Source organism: Micromonospora sp. URMC 107 (genome assembly GCF_051386315.1).
Lineage (GTDB): Bacteria > Actinomycetota > Actinomycetes > Mycobacteriales > Micromonosporaceae > Micromonospora.
In genome coordinates, this window is the sequence record NZ_JBPQTK010000002.1 from 114,657 (window position 1) to 137,255 (window position 22,599).

The window sequence follows — 22,599 nt, forward strand, 5'->3', positions numbered from 1 at the left end:
CACCATTTCTAGAGGCCCGGCAAATTGCCGCCGGGGCCGCCCAGCTCGCGGTGGATGAAATCGAAGATCTCGGCATCCGTGGCGTCGTCGAGGGTGTGCGTGGCCGGTTCCTCCTCGACGGGGCCCCGGTCGTCGCCCCACCGGGCGACGAACGCCTGCAGCTGCACCAGCAGCTTCTGCCGGGTCAGCCGGTCCGGCGCGTCGGCCGCGAAGACGCCGTCGAGCCGGTCCAGCTCGGCGAGCAGCGGGGCGGCCGCGGCGGCGCCGTCCTCGACGAGCCGGTCGCGCAGGTGCCGGGCGAGCGCCGCCGGCGTGGGGTAGTCGAACACCACGGCGGCGGGCAGTTGGACGCCGGTGGCGGCGCGGAGCCGGTTGCGCAGCTCCACGGCCGTCATCGAGTCGAAGCCGACCTCGCGGAACGCGCGGTCGGGCTCCAGCCCCGCGCCCCCGGTGTGGCCGAGCACGGTCGCCGCCAGGCCGCCCACGAGTTCGACGAGGACGCCCTCCCGTTCGGCGGGGCTCAGCGGGCGCAGCCGCTCCCGCAGCGCGGTCGCCGCCTCGTCGTCCGCCGGCTGGCGGTCGTCGTCGGCGGGCATCGCCGCGCCCGCCTCGGGGACCCCGGTCAGCAGCGGGCACGGCCGCATCGACGCGAACGTCGGCACGAACCGGTCCCAGCGCACGTCGGCGACCACGAGCGCCGCCTCCGCACGCAGCGCCTGCCCGAACGCCTCGACGGCCAGTTCCGGGGGCAGGCCCGGCAGGCCGCGGCGGCGCAGCTGCGCCAGCTCGGCCGACTCGGGATCGTCGCGCCACGGGCCCCACGCCACGGCGGTGGCCACCAGGCCGCCGTGCCGCCGGTTCGCCGCGAGGGCGTGCAGCAGCGCGTCGCCGGCGGACTGGCCGGCCCGGCCGCCCGCGCCCCACACCCCCGTGGTGGAGGTGCACAGCACGAACGCGTCGAGCGGGCGGTGGGCCAGCTCGTCGGCGTACCTCGGGACGTCGCCGACGGTGGCGGCCAGGTCGGCGGCCAGGCCGGCGAGGGTCAGCTCGGCCAGGGGCACGGAGCCGGTCTCCGTCGGGACGTGCACGAGCGCGGTCACCGGCCGGCTCTCGGCGGCGAGCTGCTCCATCAGGTCGCCGAGCTTGCCCGTGGCCGGCTCGGCCAGCGGGAGCACCTCGGCGCCCTGGCGGCCCAGCCAGTGCGTGGTGTGCCGGGCGAGGGCGCCGGTCCCGCCGCTGAGCAGGACGGTGCCGTTCGGGCGGTACCCGCCGCCCGCCGCCGGCCGCCCGGTGTCGCGGACCAGACGCCGGGCGTGCACGCCGGCCTCCCGGACGGCGAGCTGGTCCTCCCCGTCGACGTTGGTGAGGGCCCGGGTCAGGGCGGCGTACGCCGCCTCGCCGTGGCCCGCCGGCAGGTCGACGACTCCGCCGACGTGCCGGGGGTGCTCCAGCGCGGCGACGAGGCCGAGGCCCCACGTGGTGGCCTGCGTCGGGTGGACGACCGCTTCGTCGTCCACGGCGACGGCGCCGGTGGTGGCCAGCCACAGCGGCACGGGCGGGCCGGAGCGGCCGGTGTGCGCCTGCACGAGCAGCAGGTTCGCCGCCAGGCCGGTCGGCAGCGCGGTCTGCTCCGGGTGCGGTGCCTCGTCGAGCGCCAGCAGGGAGAGCAGTGCCGTCGGCTGGTGCGCGGCGGCGAGCCGGTCGAGGTCGGCGGCGAGGCCGTCCCGGGTGGCCGTGGCCGGGTCGACGGTCAGCAGGTGCACCGTCGCGGCGCCGGCGGTGAGGGCGGCGAGCACCCGGTCGGTGACCTGGTGCGGCGGGGCCACCACCAGCCACGTGCCGGGGTCGGCGCCGGTCAGCGCCCGGTGCTCCCAGGTGACCCGGTACCGCCAGCCGGCCAGGGTTCCGTCGAGCTGCTGGCGGCGCCGCCACGACTCCAGTTCCGGCAGCAGGTCGCGCAGCGGCTGGTCCGGGTCGATGCCGAGTCGGTCCAGGTCGCCGTCGGTGACCGCGCGCCAGAACGCGTCGTCCACCGGGTCGGCGGCGGGGGCCGGGGCCGCGTCGAGGGTCGGCCAGTAGCGCTGCGGCCGGAACGCGTACGTCGGCAGCTCGGGCAGCCGGCGGGGATCCGGACGGGGGCCGGCCAGTACGGCGAGCACCGCCGCCCAGTCGACGTCCCGCCCGGTGCCGTCGAGGACTGCCAACGCGGACAGCAGGGCGGCCGGCTCGTCGGCGCCGGTGCGCAGGGCCGCCACGGCCGTCCCGTCCTCGTCGGTGGGCAGCAGGCCGGCGGTCATCGCGGTCAGCACCGCCTGCGGGCCGAGTTCCAGGAAGGTGTCCACGCCCGCGTCGCGCAGCGCCTGAATCCCGTCGGCGTACCGGACGGCCTCCCGGACGTGCCGCATCCAGTAGTCGGGCGTACGGATCTCGTCGGGCTCGGCGAGCCGCCCGGTCAGGTTCGACACGATCGGCAGCAGCGGCGCGGCGAACGTCAGCCCGTCGAGGACGGCCCGGAACTCGTCGAGCATCGGCTCCATCAGCGGACTGTGGAACGCGTGGCTGACCCGCAGCCGCCGGGTGCGCACCCCGCGCTCCTGCCAGAGGCGCTCCAGCCCGTCGAGGGCGTCGAGGGCCCCGGCGACCACCACGGAGGTGGGACCGTTGACGGCCGCGACGCCGACCCGGTCGGCCAGCCCGGCGAGGGACTCGACCACCGCCGCCTCGTCGGCGGCGACGGCGAGCATCCCGCCCCCGGCGGGCAGGGCCTGCATCAGCCGGCCCCGGGCGGCCACCAGCGTGGCGGCGTCCGCGAGGGAGAGCACCCCGGCGACGTGCGCGGCGGCGATCTCGCCGATCGAGTGCCCGGCGACGTGCCCGGGCACCACCCCGAACGACTCGACCAGCCGGAACAGGGCCACCTCCAGCGCGAACAGTCCGGCCTGGGTGAACACCGTCTCGTCGAGCAGCGCGGCCTCGGCGCTGCCGTCGGCCGCGAACAGCACCGGCTTCAGCGGCTGCGGCAGCTGGCGGTCCAGCTCGCCGCAGACCTCGTCGAGGGCCGCCGCGAACACCGGGAACGTGTCGTACAGCTGCCGGCCGGCGCCGGGGCGCTGGGCGCCCTGGCCGGAGAAGAGGACCGCGAGGCCGCCCGCGCGCCGCCGGGCGGTGACCAGTGCGGGGTGGGCCTCGCCGCCGGCCAGGGCCCGCAGCGCGGCGACCCGGGTGGCCCGGTCGGCGGCGACCACGGTGGCCCGCTGGCCGAGGTGTGCCCGGCCGTTGGCGAGTGCCCAGGCGACCAGGCCGGCGGGATCGTCGTCGGTGGCGACCCGGTCGGCCAGCCGGCCGGCCTGCTCGCGCAGCGCGGGCAGGTCCGCGGCGGAGACCGGCCACGGCAGGGTCGCCTCGGGCCGTTCCCCGGAGGAATCGACCGGCTCCGGCCGGTCCGGGGCCTGCTCCAGGATCACGTGGGCGTTGGTGCCGCTGATCCCGAACGAGGAGACGCCCGCCCGGCGGGGCCGGTCGTCGGCGGTCCACGGTCGCGCCTCGGTGAGCAGCGCCAGTGCGCCGGACGTCCAGTCGACGTGCGGGGTCGGCGCGTCGACGTGCAGGGTCGCCGGCAGCATCTCGTGTTGCAGGGCCAGCACCATCTTCATGAGGCTGGCGGCGCCCGCGGCGGCCTGGGTGTGGCCGATGTTCGACTTCACCGACCCGAGCCACAGCGGCCGGTCGGCGGAACGGTCCCTGCCGTACGTCGCCAGCAGCGCCTGCGCCTCGATCGGGTCGCCGAGCGTGGTGCCGGTGCCGTGCGCCTCGACGACGTCCACGTCGCCCGGGGTCAGGCCGGCGTTGTCCAGGGCCTGCCGGATGACCCGCTGCTGCGCGGGCCCGTTCGGCGCGGTGAGGCCGTTGCTCGCGCCGTCCTGGTTGACCGCGCTGCCCCGTACGACGGCGAGGATCCGGTTGCCGTCGCGCTGGGCGTCGGAGAGCCGCTGGAGCAGCAGGACGCCGACGCCCTCACCCCAGCCGGTGCCGTCGGCGGCCTCGGCGAACGCCTTGACCCGCCCGTCGGCGGCGAGGCCGCGCTGCCGGGAGAACTCCAGGAACGCGCCCGGGGTCGACATCACCGTCACGCCGCCGGCCAGGGCGAGGTCGCACTCGCCGCTGCGCAGCGCCTGCGCGGCCAGGTGCAGCGCCACCAGCGACGACGAGCAGGCCGTGTCGACGGTGACGGCGGGGCCGTGCAGCCCGAACGAGTACGCCAGGCGGCCGGAGACCACCGACGCGCCGTTGCCGGTCGCCTGGTAGCCCTCCACCTGGGACCGGGCGCCCAGCAGCAGGGTGGCGTAGTCCTGCCCGTTGGTGCCCATGAAGACGCCGGTGGCGGAGCCGCGCACCCGGTGCGGGTCGATGCCGGCGCGTTCGAACACCTCCCAGGTGGTGTGCAGCAGCAGGCGCTGCTGCGGGTCCATCGCGAGGGCCTCGCGCGGGTTGATCCCGAAGAACGCGGCGTCGAAGCCGGCCACGTCCCGCAGGAACCCGCCGCTGCGGGTGTAGCTGGTGCCGACCCGCTCCGGGTCGCTGTCGAACAGGGCGTCGAGGTCCCAGCCCCGGTCGGTGGGCATCGGCGTCACCGCGTCCACCCCGTCGGCCAGCAGCCGCCACAGCTCCTGCGGCGACGACACCCCGCCCGGGAAGCGGCAGGCCATGGAGACGATCGCGATCGGCTCGTCCGCCGGCGGCCGGGCCGAGGTCACGCCGACGGCGGCCGGGCCGCCGTCCGCGCCGACCACGATTTCGGTACGCAGGAAGCGGGCCAGTTCCGCCGCCGACGGGTGGTCGAAGACCACGGTCGACGGCAGGGTCAGGCCGGTGACCCGACCCAGCCGGTCCCGCAGCTGCACGGCGGCGAGGGAGTCGAAGCCCAGCTCGCGGAACGCCCGGTCGGCCGGCACCTGGTCGGTCGTGGGGTGGCCGAGGACCGCCGCCGCCTCCGCGCGGACGAGGTCGACCAGCAGCGCCTCCTGGCCGGTCGCCGGCAGGGCGACGAGCCTGGCCCGCAGCCCGTCGGTGGCGACCGCGCTCTCCGGCCGCTGCGGCTCCTCGGCGGCCGCCGGGGCGACCCGGTCGAAGAGGTGGCTCGGCCGCGCGGCGGTGAACGCCGTGACGAACCGGGACCAGTCGACGTCGACGATCACCGGCGCCGCCTCCGGGGCGTTCACCCAGCGGCCCAGCGCCGCGACGGCGGCGTCGGGCGCGAGCGGGCTGAACCCGCGGCGACGCAGGCCGTCCGCCGTCTCGCCGGAGGCCATGCCGTCCTCCGCCCACGGGCCGTAGGCCAGGGCGGTGGCGGGCAGGCCGGCCGCTCGGCGGGCGGCGACGAGGGCGTCGAGCAGGGCGTTGCCGGCCGCGTAGCCAGCCTGGCCGCCGCCGCCCCAGACGCCGGCGACCGAGGAGAAGACCACGAACGCGTCGAGGTCCCGGTCCCGGCAGGCGGCGTCCAGGTGCACGGCGCCGAGCACCTTGCCGGCCAGGGTGTCCGACAGCTCGCCGTCGGACACCTCGTACGCCGGGGTGGTGCCGCCGGACGCGCCGGCGGTGTGCACGACGGCGGTCAGCCCCGGCAGACCGGCGACGAGCGCGTCGACCGCCGCCCGGTCGGTGACGTCGCACGCCACCACCCGCACCGCACCCGACTCGGCCACCAGCTCCGCCGCACCCGGCGCCGCCGGGCCACGCCGCGAGGCCAGCACCACCTCGGCCGCACCGTTGGCCAACAACCAACGGGCCACGTGCCGACCCAACGCACCCGTACCGCCGGTCACCAGCACCGTCCCGGCGGGCCGCCAACCCGACCCGGCGGGCGGCGCGGTCGGCACCAGCCGCCGGCCGAAGAGGCCGTTGCGGCGGACGGCCACCTGGTCCAGGGTGCCGTCGGCCAGGACCGCGACGAGCCCGGCGCGGGTGCTCCGGTCGGCGCGGTCGGGCAGGTCGACCAGGCCGCCCCAGCGGTCCGGCTGTTCGAGGGCGACGACCCGGCCCAGGCCCCAGGCCAGGGCCGCCCAGACGTCGCCGACCCGCTCCCCCGCCGTGACCGGCATCGCGGTCCGGCTGAGCGCCCACACCCGGCCCGGCAGGCCGGTGTCGGTCAGCGCCCGGACGAGGGTGAGCAGCACCGCCGTGCCGGCGGGCACCGCCGGCGTGTGCGCTGGCGGCCGGTCCTGGCGGGGCAGGACGCAGAGCACCCCGGCCCAGCCCTCCCCGCTGGTCCGGCGCAGCCGTTCGCCCAGGTCGGCGCGGGTGAGGGTGGATGACACGGTCAGCGAGTCCACCCTGGCGCCCGCCTGGGTGAGGGTCTTCGCCACGCCCGCGTCGGCGCCGCTGTCGACGGTGACCACCAGCCACCGCCCGGCCAGCCTGGTCGCCGGGGCCGGCCGCACCGGCTCCCACCCGACCCGGTAGGACCAGCCGTCCAGTGCCGTGTCCCGGGACCGGAGCTGACGCCAGCGCGAGAGGACCGGCAGCGCCGGGCCGAGGGCGTCCAGTGCCTGGGGGTCGTCACCGAGTTCGGCGGCGAGGGCGGCCAGGTCGCCACGCTCGACGGCGGCCCAGAACTCGGCGTCGCCGCCGTCCGGGGCGGCCTGCGTCGCGGGCGAGCCCTCGGGCCAGTAGCGCTGGTGCTGGAAGGCGTACGTGGGCAGGTCCACCCGGCGCGCGCCCGTGTCGGCGAACCACGGCCGCCAGCTCACCGGCACCCCGTGCACATGCAGCCCGGCCAGGGCGTGCAACAGCGCGTGCGCCTCGGGCCGGTCCCTGCGCTGCACGGCGACCGCCAGCACGGCCTCGTCGTCGGGCAGCACGTCCGCCGCCATCGCGGTCAGCACACTCTGCGGACCGACCTCCAGGAACGTGTCCACCCCCGCCTCGCGCAACGCCGTGATCCCGTCGGCGTAGCGGACGGCCTCACGCACGTGCCGCACCCAGTACTCGGCCGTACGGATCTCCTCACCGGCCAACGCGCCGGTCACATTCGACACGACCGGCAGCAACGGCGCGGCAAACGTCAACCCGTCCAACACCGCCCGGAACTCGCCGAGCATCGGCTCCATCAGCGGGCTGTGGAACGCGTGACTGACCGTCAGCCGACGGGTACGGACACCCCGCTCCCGCCAGACCCGCTCCACCTCGTCCAGGGTCTCGACGGCACCGGACACCACCACGGCGGCGGGGCCGTTGACCGCCGCGATGCCGACCCGGTCGGTCAACCCGGCGATCGACTCCGCCACCGTGGTCTCGGCGGCGGCCACGGCCAGCATGCCGCCGCCGGCCGGCAGCGCCTGCATCAACCGGCCCCGCGCGGCGACGAGGGCGCACGCGTCGGCCAGGGACAGCACCCCGGCGACGTGCGCGGCGGTGACCTCACCGATCGAGTGACCGGCGACCATGTCCGGCACGATGCCGAACGACTCGACGAGGCGGAACAGGGCCACCTCGACCGCGAACAGGCCTGCCTGCGTGAACACCGTCTGGTCCAGCAGCGCAGCTTCGGCACTGCCCGCCTCGGCGAACAGCACCTCCCGCAGCGGACGCGGCAGCAGCGGGTCGAGGTGCGCGCACACCTCGTCCAGCGCGGCGGCGAACACCGGGAACGCGGCGTACAGCTCCCGACCCATGCCGGCGCGCTGCGCACCCTGGCCCGAGAACAGCAACGCGAGCTGGCCGCGTGCGGCGGTGGAGCCGGTCACGACGGACCCGGAGGTCTCACCGGCGTCGAGGGCCCGCAGCGCGGTGAGCAGGTCGTCCCGGTCGGCCACCACGGCGACGGCGCGCTGCTCCAGCGCGGGTCGGGTGGTGACGGAGGACCAGGCGACGTCCAGCGGACGCGGGGCCTCGTCGGCGGTGAGCCACCGCGCCCACCGGCCGGCCTGGCCGGCCAGGGCCGCGTCGGAGCGCGCGGAGAGCAGCACCGGTACGACCGGCGGCACGTCGCGGACGACGATCTCGCCCTCGATCGCCTCGGCGGGCGGCTGCTCGATGATCACGTGGGCGTTGGTGCCGGAGATCCCGAACGACGACACCGCCGCCCGACGCGGCCGATCCACGGCCGGCCACGGCGTCGCCTCGGTGGCGAGGGCCACCGCCCCGGCCGTCCAGTCCACGTGCGGCGACGGCTCGTCCACGTGCAGGGTCGGCGGCACCAGGCCATGCCGCATCGCCAGCACCATCTTGATCACACCGGCCACACCCGCCGCGGCCTGCGTGTGCCCGATGTTCGACTTCACCGACCCCAGCAGCAACGGCCGACCCTGCGGGCGGTCCTGCCCGTACGTCGCCAGCAACGCCTGCGCCTCGATCGGGTCACCCAGCGTCGTGCCCGTGCCGTGCGCCTCCACCGCGTCCACGTCGGCCGGAGTCAGCCGCGCGTTCGCCAGCGCCTGGTGGATCACCCGCTGCTGCGACGGACCGTTCGGCGCCGTCAGGCCGTTCGACGCCCCGTCCTGGTTGACCGCCGTGCCGCGCACGATCGCGTAGATCCGCCGGCCCTCCCGCTGCGCGTCCGACAGGCGCTGCACCAGCAGCACCCCGACACCCTCGCTCCAGCCGGTGCCGTCGGCCGACGCCGCGAACGACTTGCAGCGGCCATCCTGCGACAGACCCCGCTGCCGCGAGAACTCGATGAACGTCCCCGGCGTCGCCATCACCGTCACACCACCGGCCAGGGCAAGGTCACACTCACCGCTGCGCAACGCCTGCGCGGCAAGGTGCAGCGCGACGAGGCTCGACGAGCACGCGGTGTCCACGGTCACCGCCGGGCCCTCCAGCCCGAACGTGTACGCCACCCGACCCGACAGCACGCTGCCGGAGGTGCCCGTGCCGACGTAGCCCTCCACCTCGGTCGGCAGGTCCATCAGCCGGGAGGCGTAGTCGTGGTACATGACCCCGGCAAAGACACCGGTCCGGCTCCCCCGCAGCCGCTGCGGATCCAGACCCGCCGACTCGAACGACTCCCACGACGCCTCCAGCAGCAACCGCTGCTGCGGATCCATCGCCAGGGCCTCACGCGGCGAGATACCGAAGAACCCGGGGTCGAACTCCGCCGCCCCGTACAGGAAACCACCGTGCCGCGTGTACGACGTGCCGCTGCGGTTGGGGTCCGGGTCGAACAGCGACTCCAGGTCCCAGCCCCGGTCGGCCGGGAACTCCGAGATCCCGTCGCCGCCACCGGCCAGCAACTCCCACAGCTGGTCGGGAGACTCCACGCCACCCGGGTAGCGGCAGGCCATGCCCACGATCGCGATCGGCTCGTCGGTGCCGAGGACCGTGCCGGCGACCGGGCCGGCGGTCGACTGACGCACCCCGGCCAGCTCCGACCACAGGTGGTCGGCGAGCACCGCCGGGGTCGGGTAGTCGAAGACCAGCGTCGAGGCCAGTCGCAGCCCGGTGGCCGCGTTCAACCGGTTACGCAGGTCCACCGCGGTCAGCGAGTCGAAGCCCAACTCCCGGAACGCCCGGTCCGCCGGCACCGCCTCCGCCCCACCGTGCCCCAGCACCTGCGCGACCAGGCCCCGCACCAGCACGTCGACCTGGGCCCGGCCCTCGTCCTCGGTCAGCCCGGCGAGCCGGTCGGCCCAGCCGCCACCGCCCTGCCCCGCCTGGCGGCGGGTGCCGATCACCCCGATCAGGGTGCGCAGCACGGCCGGCACGGGGCCGCCGGAGGTGGCCGCCCGCAGCGCGGGTACGTCGATGACGGCCGGCACGAGGGCCGCCCGCTCGGCGCCCAGCGCCGCGTCGAACAACTCCAACCCGACCTCGGCGCTCATCGGCGTCAGACCCGCCCGCGCCGAACGCGCCCGGTCCGCGTCGTCGAGGGACGCCGCCATGCCGGGGGTGTCCCACATGCCCCACGCCAGGCTCACCGCCGGCAACCCCAACTGCCGCCGGAACACCGCCAACCCGTCCAGGAACGCGTTACCCGCCGCATACGCCGACTGACCCGGCGAACCCAACACCCCCGCCACCGACGAGAACACCACAAACAAATCCAGGTCCAGAGACGCCGTCGCCTCATGCAGGAACCAACCCGCCGACACCTTCGGCGCCAACACCGCACCGAGCCGCTCCGCCGACAGCCCCTCCACCACACCGTCGTCCAGGACACCAGCGGTATGCACCACACCCGCCAGCCGGCCCTCGGCGGCGACCTCCGCGACCAGACCGAACACCTGCTCCCGGTCCGTCACGTCACACGCAACGACCCGCACGACGGCACCAAGCGCCGACAGCCGCTGCGACAACTCGCCCGCACCGGCGGCCTCCGGGCCACGCCGAGAGACAAGCACCAGCGAGCGCACCCCGTGCACCGACACCAGATGCTCCGCCACCAAAGCGCCCAACGCACCCGTACCACCGGTCACCAGCACCGCGCCGTCACCCAGGCTCGGCGTCCGCGCCGCCGTGACGCCCGCCCGGACCAGGCGCGGCGAGTACACCGCGCCCCTGCGGACGGCCAGCTGGCCGCCGGTCGTGGCCGCTTCCCGCAGGACGCCGTCCAGCAGGGCCACCAGCGCCGGATCCAGGTCACCGTCGACGTCCGCGAGGACGATCCGGCCCGGGTGCTCCGACTGCGCCGACCGCAGCAGGCCCCACACCGCCGCACCCGCCAGGTCCGTCACCCGGTCCTCGGCCCCGACGGACACCGCGCCCCGGGTCACCACCACGAGCCGCGACTCCGCGAGGGCGTCCGCCGCCAGCCAGGACTGCACCGTCGTCAGCACGCCCGAGGTCGCCGCCCGGACCGACTCCGGCGTCGCCGTCGCCGAACCGGACGCGGGGAACACCGGCAGCAGCAGCGTCCGGGGGACGGACTCCTCCCCCGCGACCGCCGCCACGTCGGCGTACGCCACCAGCCCGGCCCGTGCCGCCAGCTCGGCCGGCACGTCCCGGCCGCCCGCGAGCAGCGCCCACCCGGCGGCGTCCCCGCCGGGGACGGCCTCCACGGCGGGCCACCGCAGCTCGAACAGCGACCGCGACGCCGCGCCCGGCGCGGCCACGCCGGTCAGCTCCCGCAGGGCGAGGGAGTCCACCGACACCACCGGCGCGCCCGCCTCGTCGTACGCCGCCAGCCGCAGGCCGGAACCGTTGCGGGTCAGGCGCACCCGCAGCGCACCCGCGCCCGAGGCGTACACCTGCACGCCCTCGAACGCGAACGGCACCCGCGGCCCACCCGACTCCTCCGCGCCCGACAGCAGCCCGATCGGGTGCAGAGCGGCGTCCAGCAGCGCCGGATGCACCCCGAACCCGGCGGCCTCCGCCGCGGCATCGTCCGGCAGGACCACCTCGGCGTACACCTCGCCGCCGCCCGTCCAGGCACGTCGGAGCCCCTGGAAGACCGGCCCGTACGCCAGGCCGTGCTCCGCCAGCGTCGGGTACCAGCCGGTCAGGTCCACCTCGGACGCGCCGGCCGGGGGCCAGGCGATCGTGTCCGGCTCGCCGGCGGTGGACGACTCCAGCACGCCCTCCGCGTGCCGGGTCCAGCCCGCCTCGGGGTCGTCGTGGGGGCGGGAGTAGACGGCGAAGGGGCGCTGCGGCGACTCCGACGCGGACACCCGCACCTGGATCCGCACGCCACCGGACGCGGGGACGACCAGCGGGGCGGCCATGGTCAGCTCCCGCAGCCGGGAGAGGCCCACCTCGTCACCGGCTCGCACGGCCAGCTCGACCAGGGCGGTGCCGGGAACCAGCGTCAGCCCGGAGACCGTGTGGTCCGCCAGCCAGGGGTGCGTCGTCAGGGAAAGCCGGCCCGTCAGCACCATCTCGTCGTCGCCGGCCAGGTCCACCGCCGCGCCGAGCAGCGGGTGCTCGGCCCGGCCGAGTCCCGCCCCGGACACGTCACCCATCCGCGCCCGGTTGGCGGCGGGCCAGTAGCGCTGGTGCTGGAAGGCGTACGTGGGCAGGTCCACCCGGCGCGCGCCCGTGTCGGCGAACCACTGCTGCCAGCTCACGGGAACTCCGTGCACGTGCAGCTCGGCGAGGGCGTGCAACAGCGCGTGCGCCTCCGGCCGGTCCCTGCGCTGCACGGCGACCGCCAGCACGGCCTCGTCGTCGGGCAACACGTCCGCCGCCATCGCGGTCAACACACTCTGCGGACCGACCTCCAGGAACGTGTCCACCCCCGCCTCGCGCAACGCCGTGATCCCGTCGGCGTAACGGACGGCCTCACGCACATGCCGCACCCAGTACTCGGCCGTACGGATCTCCTCACCGGCCAACGCGCCGGTCACATTCGACACGACCGGCAACAACGGCGCGGCAAACGTCAACCCGTCCAACACCGCCCGGAACTCGCCGAGCATCGGCTCCATCAACGGACTGTGGAACGCATGACTCACCGCCAGCCGACGGGTACGGACACCCCGCTCCCGCCAGACCCGCTCCACCTCGTCCAGCACCTCCACGGCACCGGACACCACCACGGCGGCGGGGCCGTTGACCGCCGCGATCCCGACCCGGTCACCCAGGCCCGCGAGAGACTCCACCACCGCAGCCTCGTCCGCCGCCACCGCCAGCATCCCGCCACCGGCCGGCAACGCCTGCATCAACCGGCCCCGCGCCGCGACGAGGGCACACGCGTCCGCCAGGGACAGCACCCCCGCGACGTGCGCGGCCGTGACCTCACCAATCGAGTGACCGGCGACCACATCGGGCACGATCCCGAACGACTCCACCAGCCGGAACAGGGCCACCTCGACCGCGAACAGGCCCGCCTGCGTGAACACCGTCTGATCCAGCAGCCCCGCCTCGGCGGAATCCGCCTCCGCGAACAGCACCTCCCGCAGCGGACGCGGCAGCAGCGCGTCGAGCTGCGCGCACACCTCGTCCAACGCGGCGGCGAACACCGGGAACGTCCCGTACAACTCCCGGCCCATGCCGGCGCGCTGCGCACCCTGACCTGAGAACAACAGCGCGAGCTGGCCCCGCTGCCCGGCGGCGCCGGAGACGACCGTACCGACGGGGTCGCCGGCGGCGAGGGCGGCCAACGCCGCGATCAAGGCGTCCCGGTCGGCGGCGGTGACGACCGCGCGGTGCTCCAGCGCGGGTCGGGTGGTGACCGAGGACCAGGCCACGTCCAGCGGACGGGGGGCCTTGTCGGCGGCGAGCCAGCGCGCCCACCGATCCGCCTGGCCGGCCAGCGCGGCGGCGTCGCGGGCGGAGAGCAGCACCGGCACGACCGGCGGCACGTCGCGGGCGACGATCTCGCCCTCGATCGCCTCGACCGGCGGCTGCTCGATGATCACATGCGCGTTCGTGCCGGAGATACCGAACGACGACACCGCCGCCCGACGCGGCCGATCCACCTGCGGCCACGGGGTCGCCTCAGTCGCCAGGGCCACCGCCCCGGCCGACCAGTCGACGTGCGGCGACGGCTCGTCCACGTGCAGGGTCGGCGGCACCAGGCCGTGCCGCATCGCCATGATCATCTTGATCACACCGGCCACACCGGCCGCGGCCTGGGTGTGCCCGATGTTCGACTTCACCGACCCCAACAACAGCGGCCGGTCGACGGGCCGGTCCTGCCCGTACGTCGCCAGCAAGGCCTGCGCCTCGATCGGGTCACCCAACGTCGTACCCGTGCCGTGCGCCTCCACCGCGTCCACGTCGGCCGGAGTCAGCCGCGCGTTCGCCAGCGCCTGGTGGATCACCCGCTGCTGCGACGGACCGTTCGGCGCCGTCAACCCGTTCGACGCACCGTCCTGGTTCACGGCCGTGCCACGGACCACCGCCAAGACGCGGTGTCCGTTGCGTCGCGCGTCCGACAGCCGCTCGACCAGCAGCACGCCGACGCCCTCGGACCAGCCGGTGCCGTCGGCCGACGCCGCGAACGACTTGCAGCGGCCGTCCTGCGACAGACCCCGCTGCCGCGAGAACTCGATGAACGTCCCCGGCGTCGCCATCACCGTCACACCACCGGCCAACGCCAGATCACACTCGCCGCTGCGCAACGCCTGCGCGGCAAGGTGCAGCGCGACGAGGCTCGACGAGCATGCGGTGTCCACGGTCACCGCCGGGCCCTCCAGCCCGAACGTGTACGCCACCCGACCCGACAGCACGCTGCCCGAGGTGCCCGTGCCGACGAAGCCCTCGGCGTCCGGCGGCAGGTCCATGAGGCGCGAGGCGTAGTCGTGATACATGACGCCGGCGAAGACGCCGGTCCGGCTGCCGCGCAGCCGCTGCGGGTCGAGACCCGCCGACTCGAACGACTCCCACGACGCCTCCAGCAGCAACCGCTGCTGCGGATCCATCGCCAGGGCCTCACGCGGCGAGATACCGAAGAACCCGGGGTCGAACTCCGCCGCCCCGTAGAGGAAGCCACCGTGCCGCGTGTACGACGTGCCGCTGTGCTCCGGGTCCGGGTCGAACAGGCTCTCCAGGTCCCAGCCGCGATCGGTGGGGAACTCCGAGATCCCGTCGCCGCCGCCGGCCAGCAACGCCCAGAGCTGGTCCGGGCTCTCGACGCCGCCCGGGTAGCGACACGCCATGCCGACGATCGCGATCGGCTCGTCGGTGTTGGCGGTGCGCACCGCCGTCTGGCGGACGGTGAGCTGCCCGGAGACCTGCTCGTAGAGGTGGTCGACGAGCACGGTCGGGGTCGGGTAGTCGAAGACCAGCGTCGAGGCCAGTCGCAGCCCGGTGGCCGCGTTCAACCGGTTACGCAGGTCCACCGCGGTCAGCGAGTCGAAGCCCAGCTCCCGGAACGCCCGGTCCGCCGGCACGGCCTCCGCGCCGCTGTGCCCCAGCACCTGCGCGACCAGGCCCCGGACCAGCACGTCGATCTGGGCGCGCGCCTCGTCGGGCGCCAGGCCCGCCAGCTGGTTGGCCCAGTCGCCGCCCCGCGCGGCCCGTCGCCGGGCCGCCGTCGACCCGATCAGGGTACGCAGCACGGCCGGCACCGGGCCGGCACCGAGGGCGGCGCGCATCGCCGGTACGTCGATGACGACCGGCACGAGGGCCGCCCGCTCGGCGCCCAGCGCCGCGTCGAACAACTCCAACCCGACCTCGGCGCTCATCGGCGTCAGACCCGCCCGCGCCGAACGTGCCCGGTCCGCGTCGTCGAGGGACGCCGCCATGCCGGGGGTGTCCCACATGCCCCACGCCAGGCTCACCGCCGGCAACCCCAACTGCCGCCGGAACACCGCCAACCCGTCCAGGAACGCGTTACCCGCCGCATACGCCGACTGACCCGGCGAACCGAGAACACCCGCCACCGACGAGAACACCACAAACAAATCCAGGTCCAGAGACGCCGTCGCCTCATGCAGGAACCAACCCGCCGACACCTTCGGCGCCAACACCGCACCGAGCCGCTCCGCCGACAGCCCCTCCACCACACCGTCGTCCAGGACACCGGCCGTGTGCACCACGCCCGCCAGCCGGCCCTCGGCGGCGACCTCCGCGGCCAGACCGAACACCTGCTCCCGGTCCGTCACGTCACACGCGACGACCCGCACGACGGCACCAAGCGCCGACAGCCGCTGCGACAACTCGCCCGCACCGGCGGCCTCCGGGCCACGCCGAGAGACAAGCACCAGCGAGCGCACCCCGTGCACCGACACCAGATGCTCCGCCACCAGAGCGCCCAACGCGCCCGTACCACCGGTCACCAGCACCGCGCCGTCACCCACCACCGGCGTCTCCGCCGACGCCGGGACGACCGCCCGCACCAGACGCGGCACGAACACCGCACCCGAACGCACCGCCACCTGACCACCGAACGCCACCGGCTCGTCCGCCACCGCGGCCAGCACACCCAGCAGCCCAGCGTCCACCGCACCGTCGACGTCCGCCAGCACGATGCGACCCGGGTGCTCCGACTGCGCCGACCGCAGCAGACCCCACACCGCCGCACCCGCCAGGTCCGTCACCCGGTCGCCGGCACCGACCGACACCGCGCCCCGGGTCACCACCACGAGCCGCGAATCCGCCAGCGCGTCCGCCGCCAGCCAGGACTGGACGACTGCCAGCACGTCCGAGGTCGCGGCACGCGCCCCGTCCGGGACGGCGGCGTCCGACGCGTCGACCGACAGCACCAGCCTCTTCGGTGCGGTCACCCGGCCGGCGTCGACCGCCGCGACGAGCGCCTCGACGTCGTCGAACGCCGGCAGGTCGGCGGTGGCCGGCGAGCCCACCAGCGCCCACCCGGCGGCGTCTCCGGCAGGTGTGACCTCCTCGGCCTGCCAGGCGAGCTCGAACATCGCGCGGGCCGCCGCGCTCGCCGCGGCCACGCCGGTCAGCTCGCGCAGCGCCAGCGAGTCCACCGACACCACGGCCGCGCCCGACTCGTCGCACGCGACCAGCCGCACCGCCGAACCCGCCCGCGTCAGCCGCACCCGCAGCACCCGCGCGCCCGAGGCGTGCACCTGCACACCCTCGAAGGCGAACGGCACCCGCGGCCCGCTCGACTCCTCCGTGCCGGGCAGCAGCCCGATCGGGTGCAGAGCGGCGTCCAGCAGCGCCGGGTGCACCCCGAACCGGGCGGCCTCCGCCGCCGCGTCGTCCGGCAGCGCCACCTCGGCGTACACGCCGTCCTCGGCGGTCCACACCCGACGCAGCCCCTGGAAGACCGGCCCGTACGCCAAGCCGTGCTCCGCCAGCGCCGGGTACCAGCCCGCCAGATCCACCTCGGCGGCACCAACCGGCGGCCACTCCCCCACGCCCGGCTCGTCGGCCGACGCCGGCTCCAGCACGCCCTCCGCGTGCGGGACCCACTCGGCCTCCGGGTCGCCCTCGGACTGCGAGTGCACCGCCACGACCCGGGTGCCCGCCTCGTCGGCCGCGCCGACGCGCACCTGCACCCGCACCGCACCGGCCTCCGGCAGCACCAGCGGCGCGGCGACGGTCAACTCCCGCACCCGCGACGCGCCCACCTCGTCGCCCGCCCGGACGGCAAGCTCCACCAGGGCGGTACCGGGCACGATCACCACGCCGGAGACGACGTGGTCGGCGAGCCACGCGTGGGTGGCGAGCGACAGCCGGCCGGTCAGCACCGCCATGTCGGCGCCGGCGACGGTGACCGCCGCGCCGAGTAGCGGGTGCCCCGCCACGCCCAGGCCCGCGCCGGACACGTCCGGGGTACGCGCCTGACCCGCGCCGAGCCAGTACCGCTGGTGCTGGAAGGCGTACGTCGGCAGGTCGATCCGGGCGGCGCCGGTGTCGGCGAACCACTGCGTCCAGGTGACCGGGACGCCGTGGACGTGCAGTTCGGCGAGGGCGTGCAGCAGCGCCTGCGGGGCGGGACGGTCCCTGCGCTGGACGGCCACCGCGAGCGCGTCCTCGGCGAGCAGGTCGGCGTTCATCGCGGTGAGGACGCTCTGCGGGCCGATCTCCAGGAAGGTGTCCACCCCGGTGGCACGCAGGGCGGCGATGCCGTCGGCGTAGCGGACAGCCTCGCGGACGTGCCGGACCCAGTACTCGGCGCGGGTGATCTCCTCCGCTTCGGCGAGCGCCCCGGTCAGGTTCGACACCACCGGCAGCAGCGGCGCCCGGAACGTCAGCCCCGCCACGACCGCGCGGAACTCGTCGAGCATCGGCTCCATCAGCGGGCTGTGGAACGCGTGGCTCACGGTCAGCCGGCGGGTGCGGGCACCCCGGTCGCGCCAGAGCCGCTCCACCTCGTCCAGGGCGTCGACGGCGCCGGAGACCACCACGGCGGCGGGCCCGTTGACGGCCGCGACACCCACGCGGTCGGTCAGGCCCGCGAGGGACTCCGCCACCGCGGCCTCGTCCGCCGCCACGGCCAGCATGCCGCCGCCGGCCGGCAGCGCCTGCATCAGCCGGCCCCGCGCCGCGACCAACGCGCACGCGTCCGCCAGGGACAGCACCCCGGCGACGTACGCGGCGGTGATCTCACCGATCGAGTGACCGGCGACCACGTCGGGCACGATGCCGAACGACTCGACCAGCCGGAACAGCGCCACCTCGACCGCGAACAGGCCTGCCTGGGTGAACACGGTCTGGTCCAGCAGTTCCGCCTCGGCACTGCCCGCCTCCGCGAACAGCACCTCCCGCAGCGGACGCGGCAGCAGCGCGTCGAGCTGCGCGCACACCTCGTCGAGCGCGGCGGCGAACACCGGGAACAGGGCGGCCAGCTCCCGGCCCATGCCGGCGCGCTGGGCACCCTGACCGGAGAAGAGCACGGCCAGCTGGGTACGCGTCGTGCCGGTGCCGGTGACCACGGCGGCGGCCGGCTCACCGGCGGCGAGGGCCCGCAGCCCGGCCAGCAGTTCGTCCCGGTCCGTCGCGGTGACGACCGCGCGGTGCTCCAGCACGGCCCGGCTGACCGTCGACGACCAGCCGACGTCGACGGGGCGCAGTTCCTCGTCGCCGGCGATCCAGCGGGCCCAGCGGTCCGCCTGCGCCGCGACGGCGGCCTCGGACCGGGCCGAGAGCAGCACCGGGGCCGGCGCCAGCCCGGCGGCGGGTGCGTCGCCGCGCGTCGGCGCGTCCCCGCCCCGGGTCTGCCCCGCCTCGGCGGGCGGCTGCTCGATGATCACGTGGGCGTTGGTGCCGCTGACTCCGAACGACGAGACCGCCGCCCGCCGGGGCCGGCCCGCCGCGGGCCAGTCGCGCGCCTCGGTGAGCAGGGAGACGGCCCCGGCGCTCCATTCGATGTGCGGGGACGGCTCGTCCACGTGCAGCGTCGACGGCAGCAGCCCGTGCCGCATCGCCATGATCATCTTGATGATGCCGGCCACCCCGGCGGCGGCCTGGGTGTGCCCGATGTTCGACTTGATCGAGCCCAGCCACAGCGGCCGGTCCTGCGGGCGGTCCTGCCCGTACGTCGCCAGCAACGCCTGCGCCTCGATCGGGTCACCCAACGTCGTACCCGTGCCGTGCGCCTCCACCGCGTCCACGTCGGCGGTGGTGAGCCGCGCGTTCGCCAGGGCCTGCCGGATCACCCGCTGCTGCGACGGACCGTTCGGGGCCGTCAACCCGTTCGACGCACCGTCCTGGTTGACCGCCGTGCCGCGCACGATCGCGTAGATCCGCCGGCCCTCCCGCTGCGCGTCCGACAGGCGCTGCACCAGCAGCACCCCGACACCCTCGGACCAGCCCGTGCCGTCCGCCGACGCCGCGAACGACTTGCAGCGGCCGTCCTGCGACAGACCCCGCTGCCGCGAGAACTCGATGAACGTCCCCGGCGTCGCCATCACCGTCACACCACCGGCCAACGCCAGATCACACTCACCACTGCGCAACGCCTGCACCGCCAGGTGCAGCGCCACCAGCGACGACGAGCACGCCGTGTCCACGGTCACCGCCGGGCCCTCCAGCCCGAACGTGTACGCCACCCGACCCGACAGCACGCTGCCGGACGTGCCGGTGCCGAGGTAGCCGCCCACGCCCTCGGGCAGATCCTGCACACCGGAGGCGTAGTCGTGGTACATCAACCCGGCGAAGACGCCGGTCCGGCTGCCGCGCAGCCGCGACGGGTCGAGACCGGCCGACTCGAACGTCTCCCACGAGGTCTCCAGCAGCAGCCGCTGCTGCGGGTCCATCGCGATCGCCTCGCGCGGCGAGATTCCGAAGAAGTCCGGGTCGAACTCGGCGGCCCCGTACAGGAAGCCACCGTGCCGGGTGTACGACGTCCCGGGGTTGTCCGGGTCGGGGTGGAAGATCCGGTCGAGGTCCCAGCCCCGGTCGGTGGGGAACTCGCCGATGCCGTCGGCCCCGGCGGCGACCAGGTCCCACAGCTGCTGCGGGCTCGTCACGCCGCCCGGGTAGCGGCAGGCCATGCCGACGATGGCGATCGGCTCGTCGACGGTGGTCGCCCGCACGGCGTCCTGCTGCTCGGCGACCTGGCCGGACAGCTGCTCGTACAGGTGCTCCGACAGGGCGCCCGGGGTCGGGTAGTCGAAGACGAGCGTCGAGGTGAGCCGCAGCCCGGTCGCGCTGTTGATCCGGTTGCGCAGCTCCACGGCGGTCAAGGAGTCGAAGCCCAGCTCCCGGAACGCCCGGTCCGCCGGCACCTGGTCGGCGCCGCTGTGGCCGAGGACCTGCGCGATCATTCCGCGGACCAGCAGGGCCACCTGCGTCCGCGCCTCCTGCGGGTCGAGCCCGGCCAGCCGGTCGGCCCAGGCACCGGTGCCGGACCGGCGACGCTTCGCGGTCGGTCCCACCAGGGCGCGCAGCATCACCGGCACCCGGCCGGCGGCGGTCTGCGCCCGCATGGCGGGCAGGTCGACCACGGCCGGTACCAGCGCCGCGCCGCCGTGGGCCAGGGCGGCGTCCCACAGCCCGAGCCCGACCGGGGCGGTCATCGGGACCAGACCGGCCCGGGTCACCCGGGCCCGGTCGGCGTCGTCGATCGACGCGGCCATGCCGTCCGTGTCCCACATGCCCCACGCGAGGCTCACCGCGGGCAGCCCGCGCTGCGCCCGCAGCAGGGCGAGGGCGTCCAGGAAGGCGTTGCCGGCCGCGTAGGCGGCCTGGCCGGGAGAGCCGAGCACCCCGGCGACGGAGGAGAAGAGCACGAACAGGTCGAGGTCCAGCTCGGCGGTCGCCTCGTGCAGCCACCAGCCCGCCGTGACCTTCGGGGCGAGCACGTCCGCCAACCGCTCTGCGGTGATCCCGCTGACCACGCCGTCGTCCAGGACGCCGGCCGTGTGGACCACACCGGCCAACCGGTCCTCGGCGGTGATCGCCCGGACCAGCTCGCCGACCCGCGCGCGGTCGGTCACGTCCGTCGCGACCACCCGGACGGCCGCGCCCAGCGCGGCCAGCCGCCGCACCAGCTGGTCGGCGCCGGGGGCCGCCGGGCCCTGGCGGGACGCCAGCACCAGCGAACGCACGCCGTACGCGGTGACGAGGTGTTCCGACACCAGGGCGCCCAGCGACCCGGTGCCACCGGTCACCAGGACGGTTCCCTGGCCGAGGGCCGCCGGGGTGCGCGCGCCACCGGTGGCGCGGACCAGCCGTGGCAGGTACGCCGTGCCCGCCCGCACCGCGAGTTGCCCGCCGAGGCCCGCGTCGTCGGCGGCCGCGGCGAGCAGGGCCAGCAGGTCGTCGTCCAGGTCGACGCCCGGTTCGAGGTCGGCCAGCAGGATCCGGCCGGGGTGTTCCGACTGGGCCGAGCGCAGCAGGCCCCAGACCGCCGCCCCCGCCAGGTCGGTGACGTCGTCGTCCGTGCCGGTGGCCACCGCGCCACGGGTCACCACGACCAGCCGCGAGTCCGCGAGGGGGTCGGCGGCCAGCCAGGCCTGCACCGCGCCGAGGACGTCCGCCGTGACCGACCGCGCCGCCGCGGGCACGTCCGCCCCGGCCGCGGCCGGGGAGACGGGCAGCAGCAGCGCCGCGGGGGCAGGGGCGGTACCGTCCGCCACTGCCGTGGTCACCGCCGCGACGTCGGCGTACGCCGGAAGCTGCGGCGCGCCGTCGAGCGGGCGGTCACCGAGCAGGACCCAGCCGTACCCGCCGTCGGGCACGGTGATCGGCTCGGGCTGCCAGGACACCTCGAACAGGGAGCGGTGCGCCTCGTCCGGAGGCGCCGCCAGTCCGGTCATCTCGCGCAGCGTCAGCGAGTCCACCGACACCACCGGCACGCCCGTCTCGTCGACGGCGACCAGCCGCACGGAGCTGCCGGAGGCGGTGAGGCGGACCCGGAGCGTCCGTGCCCCGACCGCGTGGACCTGCACTCCTTCGAACGCGAACGGCACCCGCGCCCCGCCGCCCGCCTCGTCGGCGGGCAGCAGGCCGACGGGGTGCAGGGCGGCGTCCAGCAGCGCCGGGTGCACCCCGAAGCCCGCCGGATCACCGATCACCTCGTCGGGGAGGGCGACCTCGGCGAACACCTCGCCCTCGGCGGTCCACGCCCGTCGCAGGCCCCGGAAGACCGGTCCGTAGGAGAGGCCGTGCTCGGCCACCGTCGCGTACCAACCGGTGACGTCCACCTCGGACGCGCCGGGCGGCGGCCACGCGCCCAGCGTGGGCTCGTCGGCGGTGGGCGCGCCGACGAGGCCGTCGGCGTGCCGGGTCCACCCCTCCTCCGGGTCGTCCTCCGGCTGGGAGTGCACGGTCACCGACCGGGTGCCCGTCGCGTCGACGGGACCCACCCGGACCTGCACCCGTACCCCGCCGCCGGTGGCGGGCAGCACGAGCGGGGCGAGCACGGTCAGCTCACGGACGCGGGAGGCACCGACCTCGTCGCCCGCCCGGACGACGAGGTCGACCAGGGCGGTGCCCGGCACGACCACGGCGCCGGACACGACGTGGTCGGCCAGCCACGCATGCGTCGACACCGACAGCCGGCCGGTCAGCACCACCATGTCCTCGCCAGCGACCGACACCGCCGCGCCGAGCAGCGGGTGCCGCGCCACACCGAGGCCCGCTCCCGAGACGTCGGCCGACTGGCCGGCCGGCGGCAGCCAGTACCGCTCCCGGTGGAAGGCGTACGTGGGCAGGTCCACCCGGCGCGCGCCCGTGTCGGCGAACCACGGCCGCCAGCTCACCGGCACCCCGTGCACGTGCAGCCCGGCCAGGGCGTGCAACAGCGCGTGCGCCTCCGGCCGGTCCCTGCGCTGCACGGCGACCGCCAGCACGGCCTCGTCG

Annotated in this window: 1 protein-coding gene; it reads right to left on the reverse strand. The window is 75.8% G+C overall.

From position 1 onward, the window contains the following. Window positions 1–8: 8 nt before the first annotated feature. A partial coding sequence (locus tag ACSNN9_RS00780; RefSeq protein WP_436670688.1) for a type I polyketide synthase occupies window positions 9–22,599 on the reverse strand: 22,591 nt, incomplete at its 5' end.